This is a genomic window from Cryobacterium glaciale (assembly GCF_004402535.1).
In the GTDB taxonomy this organism is placed as follows: Bacteria; Actinomycetota; Actinomycetes; order Actinomycetales; family Microbacteriaceae; genus Cryobacterium; species Cryobacterium glaciale.
The window spans coordinates 283994-296813 of record NZ_SOEY01000006.1 but is presented as its reverse complement, the minus strand read 5'-3'; the positions used below and the strand labels follow the sequence as shown (position 1 = coordinate 296813).

General features: G+C 65.7%; 10 protein-coding genes. 6 read left to right on the top strand and 4 right to left on the bottom strand.

Features of this window, described 5'->3' with window-relative positions:
- Positions 1–7 precede the first annotated feature (7 nt).
- Positions 8–1207, bottom strand: a complete 1200-nt coding sequence (gene sepH, locus E3O06_RS03140; protein ID WP_134501536.1) for a septation protein SepH — start codon at positions 1205–1207, stop codon at positions 8–10.
- A 198-nt stretch (positions 1208–1405) separates the two neighbouring features.
- Between sepH and E3O06_RS03135 the strand changes: the two genes are divergently transcribed.
- Positions 1406–1699, top strand: coding sequence for a DUF4193 domain-containing protein (locus tag E3O06_RS03135; RefSeq protein ID WP_134501535.1), 294 nt, complete (start codon positions 1406–1408; stop codon positions 1697–1699).
- A 25-nt stretch (positions 1700–1724) separates the two neighbouring features.
- On the opposite strand, the gene E3O06_RS03130 is transcribed toward E3O06_RS03135, so the two are convergent.
- Positions 1725–2177: a DUF3093 domain-containing protein gene (locus tag E3O06_RS03130; RefSeq protein WP_134501534.1), complete on the bottom strand. Its 453-nt coding sequence runs from the start codon at positions 2175–2177 to the stop codon at positions 1725–1727.
- Positions 2178–2215: 38 nt separating this feature from the next.
- On the opposite strand from E3O06_RS03130, the gene dut reads away from it, so the two are divergent.
- From dut to dxs, 5 genes are all read left to right on the top strand, one after another.
- The gene (gene dut, locus E3O06_RS03125; RefSeq protein WP_134501533.1) at positions 2216–2713 is read left to right on the top strand and encodes a dUTP diphosphatase; all 498 of its coding nucleotides are present in this window, start codon (positions 2216–2218) and stop codon (positions 2711–2713) included.
- Positions 2714–2748: 35 nt separating this feature from the next.
- The gene (locus tag E3O06_RS03120) at positions 2749–3339 is read left to right on the top strand and encodes a DUF3710 domain-containing protein (protein ID WP_134501672.1); all 591 of its coding nucleotides are present in this window, start codon (positions 2749–2751) and stop codon (positions 3337–3339) included.
- Between the two features lie 19 nt (positions 3340–3358).
- On the top strand, positions 3359–4141 hold the full coding sequence (locus E3O06_RS03115) for a DUF3159 domain-containing protein (RefSeq protein ID WP_134501532.1): 783 nt from the start codon (positions 3359–3361) through the stop codon (positions 4139–4141).
- A 211-nt stretch (positions 4142–4352) separates the two neighbouring features.
- Complete coding sequence (locus tag E3O06_RS03110; RefSeq protein ID WP_134501531.1) at positions 4353–7214, top strand: aconitate hydratase; 2862 nt, start codon at positions 4353–4355, stop codon at positions 7212–7214.
- A 147-nt stretch (positions 7215–7361) separates the two neighbouring features.
- Positions 7362–9311, top strand: a complete 1950-nt coding sequence (dxs, locus tag E3O06_RS03105) for a 1-deoxy-D-xylulose-5-phosphate synthase (protein WP_134501530.1) — start codon at positions 7362–7364, stop codon at positions 9309–9311.
- 97 nt (positions 9312–9408) lie between these two features.
- Here the strand turns inward: dxs and E3O06_RS03100 are convergent, their stop codons facing one another.
- On the bottom strand, positions 9409–11574 hold the full coding sequence (locus tag E3O06_RS03100) for a 3-hydroxyacyl-CoA dehydrogenase NAD-binding domain-containing protein (RefSeq protein ID WP_134501529.1): 2166 nt from the start codon (positions 11572–11574) through the stop codon (positions 9409–9411).
- Positions 11571–12776, bottom strand: a complete 1206-nt coding sequence (locus E3O06_RS03095; protein WP_134501528.1) for a thiolase family protein — start codon at positions 12774–12776, stop codon at positions 11571–11573. The genes E3O06_RS03100 and E3O06_RS03095 overlap by 4 nt, the downstream gene beginning before the upstream one ends.
- Positions 12777–12820 lie beyond the last annotated feature (44 nt).

Genomic DNA, 12820 nt, shown 5'->3' with positions numbered 1-12820 from the left:
TTTGGATTCAGCCGAGGTCGTCGTCGGTGCGAGCGCCGAACACGATCTCGTCCCAGCTCGGCATTGAGGCACGCCCGCGTTTGGTCGTCGTGCGCCCGTGGTTGGTGCGTTCCTGCGCCCTGGCTGCCTGGTTTGCCCAGGCGTTTCCGGTGGGCTCCGGCGTGGTGGCCGGCGCCGCACTGGACTCGTCGGTGATAGCGGAATCGGTCGGAGCGGCCCGACGCGGCCGGAGTGACGCTGCCGGTTGCGAAGCCGACGGTTGCACGGGGTGCTGCACGGGGTGCTGTCCTGAAGCGGATGCCGTCGGCTCGGCCGCCGCCGTCCCGCTGGGCGTTGCACCGCCCGACGCAGCCCCGCTCGATGCCGCCTCACGTTCACCGCGGCGACGACGCAGGGATTCCAGGAGGTCGGCGGTCTCGCTCATGTTCGAGACCGGCTCCGCGGCGCGTTTGATCGCTGCTTTCGACACCGCATCGTCCCGGATGGCCCCGCGGGAGTAGGGCACGGCTTCGAGGTTCGGGCTGGTGTCGTTCAGAATCTCGTCGGCGAGGGATTCCTTGAAATTGAAGGCGTTGCTGTCGAAGCGCGACACGTCGGCGGCACTCGTTTCCGAGCCGACTGCGCGCAGGCGCGGAATCAGCGAGCCTTTGAGCTCACCTTGCTGCGACAGCGCGATGGCTTCGCTGCCGATCGGAGACAGCGCGTTCTTCTTCGGCTCGAAACCCCAGCGGGCATCGTGGTCGATTTCGTCGGCGGTGAACGACAACTTGACGATCCAGCCGCCGCCGGGCTCTTTCCAGCTCGCCCAGCGTTCACCGGTCGCACCGAGTGAGGCGAGGCGTTCCCGAATGACGCTGCCGAAGTTGACGTTCTCGTCGATCGGGTCTGGGTCGATGGCGGTGTGCACCGGAACGCTCAGGGCCGACGAGACGATGTACTCCCGCTCGGCCACGACCGGGCCTTCAAACCGGCGCACGTAGTCGAGTGACGCACCGGTGACGGCAGCGACGTCTTCGGCAGACATGCCGGAGCGGATGTGCGCCTGAACCTCCCGAGGAGACAACTTCGGTGCGTTCGTGCGTTCCGTCTGGGTTTGGCGAAGCCGGGACTGAAGAACCTCGTCGATGGCGATGCGATACCGATCGCCATCTTCGGACGCTGCGAGCAGCGCACCGTTCTCAACCCCAATAACCTTCAATTCCTGCATGAAGACAAGCCCTCTCGCGATTACCGTTGGCTGCAAGACTGCCACGGGTTGGTGCTTATTCGCGGGAATACGCCGGGCGTGCCGCAAGTTGTTTCTTCGTGTCCGAATAAAAGTTGGCGGACGGTTTGCTATTCCGTCCGGATTGTTGGAAACTGTGCCCGCCGATTTCGTTTATCGGCGTAACTGAAATGGATGGGCATGGCAACCGATTACGACGCACCCCGAAAGACTGAAGACGACTCCGAGTCGATCGAGGCCCTCAAGGAACGTGTGCCAGACAAAATGTCCGGCAGCGTTGATGTCGACGACTCCGACAACCCCGGTGGATTCGACCTTCCGGGCGCCGACCTGTCCGAGCTGGACCTCGATGTCGTCGTTCTGCCCGCGCAGGCCGACGAGTTCACCTGCGTGAATTGCTTCCTGGTGAAGCACCGTTCGCAGATGGGCCACGAAACCAAGCTCGGCACCGTCTGCCTGGAGTGCGACTCCTAAGTACTGCTCAACTGCAGCACCAGCATCACCCCACGTTGGCCGTTCGCGATTTATTGATCGCGGCGGCCAACTCTGTTGGGTGCCGGCTGGAAATGATCCAGTACGGTGCCGGGTCGGTCGCATCCACGATGGGCACCCGCACGACCGGGTCGACCCAGCCACGGATGAGCAGCCAGGCCCGGGCATCCAGTCGGGGCCCACGCTCCTGGGTAGCCTCGGACTTCTCGAAGACCGTGGCTTCGCCGAGCAGTTTGGTGGAGATCGTGGCGGGACCGGCGATCAATTCGCCATTCTGCACGCGCACGACGGGCGCCGCCAGCACGAGCAGCAGCACGCAGCCGCCGTAGAGGACGGCAGCCGTGACGATGCCGGCAAACAGGGAGATGGGGACGAGCACGAGGATGCTCGCTGGTATCACCAGGGCGGTGACGATGAAGGCCCAGGCGTTGGGCCACAGTTTTTCGCGGTAATCAGGCATGGCTCTATTCGATCAGATATTTGCACTACCCTCGACACGTGGTAGAAAGCGTCGAAGTCCTGATCCAGGCATCCATCCTCCCGAACTACGCACACCCCGGTGATGCCGGGGCCGACCTGCACGCGGCTGAAGGCCTTGTGCTCGCTCCGGGAACCCGTGCACTTGTCGGCACCGGCGTGTCGATCGCCCTGCCCGACGGATTTGCGGCGTTCGTGGTTCCCCGCAGCGGGCTCGCCATCAAGCACGGCATCACCATCGTGAACGCTCCAGGAACAGTGGATGCCGGCTACCGCGGCGAAATCAAGGTGGCCCTGCTGAACACCGACCTGACCGAGCCGTTCTCGATCGCGGTCGGCGATCGTATCGCCCAGCTCCTCGTCATTCCCGTCGCCCGCGCAACGTTCATTGCCGTCGAGAAGCTGCCCGGCAGCCAGCGCGGCGAGGGTGGCTTCGGCTCGACCGGCGTTCACGCCACTCCAACAGACAGCGCACCAGTGCCCGGCCGAACGGCCCCGCAGACAGGAGACAACCAGTGAGCGGCCTCACGAACCCGGGGGAGATCCCCGCCAGCATGCCGAAGTCGGCTCCCGACGACCGCGAGACCGATGGCCCCCTCGATGAGTCAGAGGCCAACCCGGTACGTCCCTATGTCGACCTCGGAGGAATCAAGATCCTCCCGCGTGAAGGCCTGCACCTGCGCCTCGAAATTGAAGAGGGCAGTAAGCGGGTCGTGGCGATCGGTCTCGACTTCGCCGGTTCGACCCTGCAGGTGCAGCCGTTCGCGGCGCCGCGCTCGAGCGGCCTGTGGCACGAGATTCGTGATCAGATCGCCGACCAGATCGGCAAGCAGGGCGGCACCACGACTCCCCGCGAAGGACCGTTCGGCCCCGAACTCGTCGCCGAGATCCCCGTCGCGGCCGGCCAGGAAGCCGGCGGCGTCACCCGCCTCGCCCGCTTCATCGGCGTCGACGGCCCACGCTGGTTCCTGCGCGGAGTGATCGCCGGCGAAGGGGCGATCGACCCGGACGCCGCAGCGCAGATCGAAGACCTGTTCCGCAGCATCGTCGTCGTGCGCGGATCGACCCCGATGCCGCCGCGCGACCTGATTCCGCTGCGCATGCCGGCCACCCCCGCCGGGGCGACCGAGACCACTGCGGTCTGACCAGGCAGTCTGACCAGGCATGAGCGAGCAGGATCGGCCAGAGCAGCCGCACGAGCCCGACGAACCAGGAGCCGTGCCGCCCACGGCGTCCGAACTGTTCGCCGACTCGATGGCCGGAGCGGCCCGCCGCGCCGGCTTCGGTGCGGCGACCGAGGGGGAGCCGATCAGCGGGCACGCGCTGCTGCAGGCGATGGGCGGCATCCGCGGTCTGGTCGAAGCTGTACTTCCCGGTCTGGTCTTTCTGGTGACCTACTCGCTCACGATCGACCCGTCCACCGACGTGACGATCGGCGCCCTGCTGCCGTCACTGATTGCGCCCCTCGTGATCGGCGTGATCTTCGTCGTCCTGCGTGCGATCACGAAGCAGACCACGATGCCAGCCGTCGGTGGGCTGGTCGGCACAGCGATCAGCGTTGCCCTCGCACTGTTCTCCGGTAAACCCTCGGACTTCTTCCTCCTTGGGCTCTGGACCAACGCCGGCTACGGCGCAGCCCTGCTCATCTCGGTGCTCGTAGGCTGGCCTCTCATCGGCGTGGCCGTCGGCTTTCTCATGGGTGACGGCGTCGCCTGGCGCCTCGACGCCAGCAAGCGTCGCGTGCTCACCATCCTGACGCTGTGCTGGTCCGGCCTCTTCCTCGGCCGCCTCGCCGTGCAGCTGCCGCTCTACCTCGCCGACAACACTGAACTGCTCGCCTCGATGAAACTGCTCATGGGCATCCCGCTCTACGCGCCGCTGCTCGTCGTCTCCTGGCTCATGGTGCGGTCCGTTTATCGCACAGCGGAGACGTCCGACTCGGCTTGATTCACGACGCCAAAGCGTGCTCGGTCACTGCTAGAGTTATCTCGACGTCAAGATAGTTGTTCGGTGAGAACTCGCCGACGCAACTCGATGGAAAGAGGCAGCCCCCGGCATCCGCTGGTTAGGCTTGCCTTGCTGGCACGAGGCTGTGCTCGCCACAAGAATTGAGGATTGCCGCCGGTATCCCGTCGGCTCCCACAACGGAGAGGGCATTGTGTCGGAATCAACGAATACCGCGGTTAATAGCTTCGGAGCCAAAGACATTCTGCGCGTCGGTTCGACGGACTATGAGGTCTTTCGTCTGGACGCGGTCGACGGTTATGAGAAGCTGCCATACAGCCTGAAGGTGCTGCTGGAGAACCTCCTCCGCACCGAGGACGGCGCCAACATCACCGCCGAGCACATTCGTGCCCTCGGCGAGTGGGTCCCCACCGCGGAGCCCGACACCGAGATCCAGTACACGCCGGCTCGCGTCGTCATGCAGGACTTCACCGGCGTTCCCTGCATCGTCGACCTCGCCACCATGCGCGAAGCCCTCGTCGAACTCGGCGGCGACGCCAAGAAGATCAACCCCCTCGCCCCGACCGAAATGGTCATCGACCACTCCGTCGTCGCCGACCTGTTCGGCACGTCCGACTCGTTCGAGCACAACGTGGAGATCGAATACGAGCGCAACGGTGAGCGTTACCAGTTCCTCCGCTGGGGCCAGACCGCGTTCGACGACTTCAAGGTCGTGCCGCCGGGAACCGGAATCGTGCACCAGGTCAACATCGAATACCTCGCCCGCGTTACCATGACGCGCACTGTGCTTGACTCATTTGGCAACGGTGTACTGCAGGCCTACCCCGACACGTGCGTCGGCACTGACTCGCACACGACCATGGTCAACGGCCTCGGCGTGCTCGGCTGGGGCGTCGGCGGAATCGAAGCCGAAGCAGCCATGCTCGGCCAATCGGTGTCCATGCTCATCCCCAAGGTTGTCGGCTTCAAGCTCTCCGGCATCATCCCCGCCGGCGTCACCGCAACGGATGTCGTGCTCACCATCACGCAGATGCTCCGCAAGCACGGCGTCGTCGGCAAGTTTGTCGAATTCTACGGCTCGGGCGTCGCCTCCGTGCCGCTCGCCAACCGCGCCACCATCGGCAACATGAGCCCCGAGTTCGGCTCGACGGCCGCCATGTTCCCGATCGACGACGTCACCCTCGGCTACCTGCGCCTCACCGGCCGCAGCGAGGAGCAGGTCGCGCTCGTCGAGGCCTACTCGAAGCTGCAGGGCCTCTGGCACAACCCTGACCAGGAGCCGATCTTCAGCGAGTACCTCGAGCTCGACCTGTCCACGGTCGTTCCCTCGATCGCCGGACCGAAGCGCCCGCAGGACCGCATCATCCTCTCCGAGGCCAAGACCCAATTCGAACGCGACCTCGACAACTACGCCAACGCGCCCGTGTCGCTCGTGGACGCGGCAATAGAGGGCACTTTCCCCGCCTCCGACCCGATCGGCCTCACCCCGCAGGACGAAGTGACCGCGCACAACCACGCGTTCGAGAGCGGCCTGGCCCGTCACACCAGCCACCCCACGGTCTCGCACCCGCAGCCGACCGACGTCACCCTCGCCGACGGCCGTGAGTTCACGATCGACAACGGTTCCGTTGCGATCGCGGCCATCACCTCCTGCACCAACACGTCGAACCCTTCCGTCATGCTCGCGGCCGGCCTGCTGGCCCGCAACGCGAGCCTCAAGGGCCTCAAGAGCAAGCCGTGGGTCAAGACCACGCTCGCTCCCGGCTCCAAGGTCGTCACCGAGTACTACGCGAAGGCCGGCCTGAACGGCTACCTCGAAGACCTCGGCTTCTACCTCGTCGGCTACGGCTGCACCACCTGCATCGGTAACTCGGGCCCGCTCGAAGACGAAATCTCCGCCGCCGTGCAGGAAAACGACCTCGCCGTCACCGCAGTGCTCTCTGGTAACCGCAACTTCGAGGGGCGCATCAACCCCGACGTGAAGATGAACTACCTCGCCAGCCCGCCGCTCGTCATCGCCTACGCCCTCGCCGGCACGATGAACTTCGACTTCGACACCGACTCGCTCGGCAAGGACACCGAAGGCAACGACGTGTTCCTCAAGGACATCTGGCCCGACGCCGCCGAGGTGCAGAAGACCATCGACGAGTCGATCGACTCCAACATGTTCGAGACCCAGTACGCCGGCGTCTTCGACGGTGACGAGCGCTGGCAGTCGCTCGAAACGCCCGTCGGCGATACCTTCGCCTGGGACGCCGAGTCCACCTATGTGCGGAAGCCCCCGTACTTCGACGGCATGAGCCTCGAAACCAGCCCGGTGGTCGACATCAATGGTGCCCGCGTGCTCGCCAAGCTCGGCGACTCCGTCACCACCGACCACATCAGCCCCGCCGGTTCGATCAAGGCAGACGGCCCCGCCGGCCGCTACCTGGCCGAGCACGGCATCGAACGTGGCGACTATAACTCCTACGGCTCGCGACGCGGCAACCACGAGGTCATGATTCGCGGAACGTTCGCGAACATCCGTCTGCGCAACCAGCTCCTCGACAACGTCGAGGGTGGTTTCACCCGCGACTTCAGCGTCGCCGGAGGCCCGCAGGCCGACATCTACGATGCCAGCCAGAACTACCAGGCCGCCGGAACCCCGCTCGTCATCTTCGGTGGCAAGGAGTACGGTTCGGGTTCCAGCCGGGACTGGGCAGCCAAGGGCACGAGCCTGCTCGGCGTCAAGGCCGTCATCGTGGAGAGCTTCGAGCGGATTCACCGCTCGAACCTCATCGGCATGGGCGTTGTGCCCCTGCAGTTCCCGGTGGGCCAGAGTGCCGACTCGCTCGGCCTCGACGGCACCGAAATCGTATCGATCTCGGGCATCACCGAGCTGAACAACGGCAAGACCCCGAAGACCGTGCACGTGACCTGCGTTCCGAGTGAATTCTCGGCCGCCGGTAAGGCACCGGTCGAGTTCGATGCCATCGTGCGCATCGACACCCCGGGCGAGGCCGAGTACTACCGCAACGGCGGCATCCTGCAATACGTGCTGCGCTCGCTCGTTTGAGTTGACCAAGGCGTGAGCTCAACAGCTCGCTGCACGCGCTCTTCCAGTACGACGCCGGCGCGTAGACTCGATTCATTCGGGTCTACGCGCCGGTTTCGTTTGATGGCCACGGCTTCGTTTCGTACAGCAACGTGAAAGGTGTGACGGATGATCCTTCTGGAGACGATTCATGGTCCCCGGGACCTCGATGGTCTCTCGAAAGAGCAACTGCCCCAGCTCGCCGCCGAGATCCGTTCCTTTCTGGTACGGGAGATTTCCAAGACCGGCGGGCACCTCGGGCCCAACCTCGGCGTCGTCGAGCTGACCATCGCCATCCACCGGGTCTTCCATTCGCCGACTGACGCGATCGTCTTCGACACCGGACACCAGTCCTACGTGCACAAGCTGCTCACCGGGCGCCAGGACTTCAGCAAACTTCGCCAGTTCGACGGGCTCGCCGGGTACCCGCAGCGTTCCGAGTCCGAACACGACATCGTCGAGAGTTCGCACGCCTCGAGCTCGCTGTCCTGGGCCGACGGTATCTCCAGAGCCTTCGAGATGACCGGCCAGGACGACCGGCACGTCGTTGCCGTCGTCGGGGACGGCGCCCTGACCGGCGGCATGACCTGGGAAGCCCTCAACAACATCAGCGATGACAATACGCGCAAGCTCATCATCGTGGTCAACGACAACGGTCGGTCCTACGCGCCGACCATCGGCGGTATGGCCCGTTTTCTGAACACGGTCCGCACCCGGGCCAGCTACCGGGACGCCTACCTCACCAGCAAGGACGTGTTCGATCGTCTCGGCGCCCCCGGCCGGGCCGTCTGGCGAGGTGTGCGCGGCGGTATGCACGGCTTCCTTGCCCGAGTCACCAACAATGAGGCGCTGTATTCCAACCTCGACATCAAATACATCGGCCCCATCGACGGGCACGACGTGCACGCGATGGAAGAGGCTCTCGCGCAGGCCAGGGGGTACGGCGCGCCGGTCATCGTGCACGCCATCACCCAGAAGGGCAAGGGCTACGACCCGGCCGTTCAGGACGTCGCTGATCAGTTCCACGCGGTCGGTCAGATCGACCCCGAAACCGGAGAATCCGTCGAAGAGCCGGGCGCGGCTTCCTGGACCTCGGTCTTTGCCGACGAACTGCTGCGGCTGGCGACCCTGAACGAGCGCATCGTAGCCATCACCGCCGCCATGCTCCGGCCGACCGGGCTGCACAAGATGGCCGAGCGGTTCCCGTCGCGCGTGCACGACGTGGGAATCGCCGAACAACACGCCGTGACGAGCGCGGCGGGCCTCGCCTTCGGCGGCCTGCACCCCGTCGTTGCGCTCTATGCGACCTTTATCAACCGGGCCTTCGACCAGGTGCTCATGGACGTCGCCCTGCATCAGGCCGGTGTCACCTTCGTGCTGGACCGCGCCGGGGTCACCGGCCCCGATGGCCCCAGCCACCACGGCATGTGGGACCTCGCCATTTTGCAGGTCGTGCCGAACATCCGCCTTGCCGCGCCGCGTGACTCGGTGCGCCTGCGCGAGGAACTGGCCGAGGCGGTCGTCGTGGACGACGGCCCGACGGTGCTGCGCTTCCCCAAGGGCAGCGTCGGGCTGGAATTCGACGCGATTCGCCGCCTCGACGACGGCGTCGACGTGCTGCAGGAAGCGACCCAGGCAGACGTCCTCATCGTCACCGTCGGCCCGATGGCCGCGATGGGACTCGACGTGGCCGACCGACTGGCGGCGCAGGGGATCGGAGCCACGGTCGTCGACCCGCGCTGGGTGGTTCCCGTGCCGCGGAGCATCATCACCCTCGCGGCCGCGCACCGCATCGTCGTCACGATCGAGGACGGCATCCGGGTCGGCGGTATCGGCACGCGCATCCGTCAGGATCTGCGGGAGGCCGGGGTCGACACAGCGGTGACCGAACTGGGCCTGCCCGACCAATTCCTCGATCACGGCACCCGCGCTCAGATTCTCGAGCGGGTCGGGCTGACCCCGCAGGCAATCGCCCGCGACGTGGTCGCCATGGTGCTCGGCAGCAAGATTCCCCACGCCCGGCCGCTGCCCGAAGGCCACACCGACACCGGCGCCATCCGGGTGACCCGCCGGGACTAAGAACTCGTTCCGGGCCCGGGCCCGGAAAGCGGGACCATGATCGATCATGGGCCCGCTTTCGTAAGTTGGGCCCGGTCAATGGCCGGGCCCATTCTTGCTAACTGTGAGCGGATGCCGCCCCGACCGCAGCACCGATGCCGCGGATCGCTGGCGTGTGGAACGTTGCGCCGAACACTCGCTCGCTCGCGCCGACCCGGTCGAGGTACGGGGTGATCCCGCCCATCTGGAAGGGCCACCCGGCGCCGAGGATCATGCACAGGTCGATGTCCTCGGCCGCGTGCACCACGTCGTCGTCCAGCATCCGCTTGATCTCGTCGACCAGGCCGTCCTCAACCCGCTGCAGAATCTGCTCGGCCGTCATCGGCGCGGTTCCTCCGGCGACGATCTTCAGTGCGCCCTTGTCGAATCCGGTGCGGCGGCCCTTGGCGTCGCGCTCGAGGATCTTGCCGTGTACGGCGAGCTTGTGCAGGTTGTCGCTCTCGAAGAAGCGGTCGGGGAACGCTGCGTGGTGCGTGTCGAGCACGTGAGCCCCCACGGTGAGGCCGACCAGTTCGAGCAGCTCGAACGGGGTCATCGGCAGCCCGAACGGCGCCACCGCGGCTTCCACGACCTCGAACGGTGTTCCGGTGTCGACCGCGTTCATCGCTTCACCGAGCAGCTTGGCCAGAACCCGGTTCACCACGAAGCCGGGAGTGTCCCGAGTGATCACCGCGTTCTTTCGAAGCTTGCCGGCGATGACCATCGCAGTAGCCAGGGTGACTTCGTCCGTTTGCGGGGTGTTGACCACCTCGATCAGCGGCATCACCGCCACCGGGTTGAAGAAGTGAAACCCGACCAGACGTTCCGGATGTTCGAGCTTCGACCCGATCTGCTCGACCGAGAGCGACGAGGTGTTGGTCGCCAGGATGGCCTCGGGCGACACAAACTTCTCGATTTCGGCGAACACGGACTGCTTCACGCCGAGTTCTTCGAAGACGGCCTCGATCACCCAGTCAGCGTCGGAGAACGACGATTTGTCGGTGGTTCCGGTGACCAGGGCCCGCAGCCGGTTGGCTTCGTCGGGGGAGATGCGGTTCTTGGCCTGCAGCGCCGCGATCTCGTCGTGAATGTACGCCACGCCCTTGTCGACGCGGGCCTGGTCGAGGTCGGTGATGACCACCGGCACCTTGAGGCGCCGCACGAAGAGCAGCGCGAACTGGCTCGCCATGAGGCCCGCACCGATCACGCCGACCTTGGTGATGGGACGGGCCAGTTTCTTGTCCGGTGCTCCCGCGGGCCGTTTGGCGCGTTTCTGCACGAGGTTGAAGGCGTAGATGCTCGCCTGCAGCTGGTCGCCCGTGATGAGACCGGCCAGGGCCGCGTCTTCCCGCTGGAACCCCTCGGCGCGGGTGCCGCTCTTGGCGGCCTGCAACAGGTCGAGCGCCACGTACGGTGACTTCGCGACCTCGCCGATGCGGTTCACCAGCATCTTGCGGGCGATGCCGATGGCGACGTCCCATTTGACGAGACGCTCGATCTTGCCGGGCGCATTCGGGCGGGACACCTTTGTAGTGCCGGCGATGACACCGTCTGCCCAGGTAATGGAGTCTTCCAGGAACCGCGCCGACGTGAACATGACGTCCGCGATGCCGAGCGCGAGGGCATCCGCCCCACTGAGGGTGCGGTTGTTCTTCAGGGGGTTCTCGATGACGACTTTCAGGGCATTTTCGATGCCGATGAGGTTGGGCAGCAGATAGGCGCCGCCCCAGCCCGGAATCAGGCCGAGGAATACTTCGGGCAGCGCGATCGCCGGCACGGCCGCGTCGATCGTGCGGTAGTTGGCGTTCAGGCCGATCTCGAGTCCGCCACCGAGGGCGAGTCCGTTGATGAACACGAAGGACGGCACACCGAGCGTGTCGAGCTTGCCGAAGGCATGGTGGCCGAGCTGGCTCAGCAGCTTGCCCGCCTCGAGCGAGGGAATCTCCGCGATCTTGCTGAGGTCCGCGCCGGCGGCGAGGATGAACGGCTTGCCGGTGACGGCGACACCGTGGATCTCGCCGCGCCCGGCTCGAGCGGTCAGCTCGTCCATGGTCGCCGCGAACTCCAGCAGCGTCAGCGGGCCGAGCGTGTTCGGCCGGGTGTGGTCGCGCCCGTTGTCGAGGGTGACCAGGGCCAGCGTGCGGCCGGCGGCGAGGGGCACGTCGCGCACGAAGCAGTGCGTGACGATCTCGTCGCCGGAAATCGCGACCAGCGGGGTGAAATCAAGAGAACTGTAGTCGGTCATCGCTTGGCTGCCTTCTTGTTGAAGTGCGGGTTTTCCCAGATTACGGTGCCGCCCTGGCCGAGGCCGATGCACATGGCGGTGAGGCCGTAGCGCACTTCCGGGTGGGACTCGAACTGGTGGGCGAGCTGGTTCATCAGGCGAACGCCCGAGGAGGCGAGCGGATGCCCGAGCGCGATCGCCCCGCCGTATTCGTTCACGCGGGGATCTTCATCGTCGATGCCGAAATGGTCCAAGAAGGAGATGACCTGCACGGCGAAGGCTTCGTTGAGCTCGAACAGCCCGATATCGGTGATGGACAGGCTGGCCTTGCGCAGTGCCTTCTCGGTGGAGGGAACCGGGCCGAGGCCCATGACCTCCGGTTCGACGCCGGCGAAGGCGAAGCTCGTCATGGTCATTTTCACGCCGAGCCCGAGTTCCTTGGCCGTGGCAGCGCTGGACAGCAGGCACGCGGAGGCGCCGTCGTTGAGGCCGGAGGCGTTGCCGGCCGTGACCCGCCCGTGCGAACGGAAGGGGGTGCGCAGCGTTGCGAGGCCCTCCATCGTGGTTTCCGGTCGAGGAGCTTCGTCACGGGTGGCGAGGTCCCAGCCCGATTCGCTGCGCGTGGCAACGGGAATCAGGTCGGGCTGGATCTTTCCGGCGTCATACGCAGCGGCGACCTTCTGCTGGCTGCGCAGCGCGAACCGGTCGGAGCGTTCTTTGGTGTATTCCGGGAACCGGTCGTGAATGCGTTCGGCGGTGGCGCCCATGTTGAGCGCGTCCTCGCTCACGAGTTTCTCGGACAGGAACCGCGGGTTCGGGTCGGCGCCGAAACCCATCGGGTGGCGCCCCATGTGCTCGACGCCGCCGGCGATGGCGAGGTCGTAGGCGCCGAAACCGATTGAAGCGCCCATCATGGTGACGGCGGTCATTGCCCCGGCGCACATGCGGTCGATCGCGAAACCGGGAACCGATTTCGGCAGGCCGGCCAGCAGCGCGGCCGTGCGACCGAGGGTCAGGCCCTGGTCCCCGGTCTGCGTCGTGGCCGCGATCGCGACGTCGTCGATGCGTTCCGACGGCACTCCCGGGTTGCGTTCCATCAGTCCGATGATCGCTTTGACCACGAGGTCGTCGGCTCGGGTGTTCCAGTACATGCCTTTTTCGCCGGCGCGTCCGAACGGGGTTCGAACCCCGTCCACAAAGACGACTTCTGCTCTCTCGGCCACAATGCCTCCCGTACGTCAAACAGATCCGAAGCGGCCTGTTAGGT

Bases quoted from the DNA above. Each gene is read 5' to 3' on its own strand.
- E3O06_RS03135 (WP_134501535.1), top strand. From the start codon at position 1,406: ATGGCAACCGATTACGACGCACCCCGAAAGACTGAAGACGACTCCGAG.
- dxs (WP_134501530.1), top strand. From the start codon at position 7,362: ATGATCCTTCTGGAGACGATTCATGGTCCCCGGGACCTCGATGGTCTC.
- E3O06_RS03100 (WP_134501529.1), bottom strand. From the start codon at position 11,574: ATGACCGACTACAGTTCTCTTGATTTCACCCCGCTGGTCGCGATTTCC.
- E3O06_RS03115 (WP_134501532.1), top strand. From the start codon at position 3,359: ATGAGCGAGCAGGATCGGCCAGAGCAGCCGCACGAGCCCGACGAACCA.
- E3O06_RS03120 (WP_134501672.1), top strand. From the start codon at position 2,749: ATGCCGAAGTCGGCTCCCGACGACCGCGAGACCGATGGCCCCCTCGAT.
- sepH (WP_134501536.1), bottom strand. From the start codon at position 1,207: ATGCAGGAATTGAAGGTTATTGGGGTTGAGAACGGTGCGCTGCTCGCA.
- E3O06_RS03130 (WP_134501534.1), bottom strand. From the start codon at position 2,177: ATGCCTGATTACCGCGAAAAACTGTGGCCCAACGCCTGGGCCTTCATC.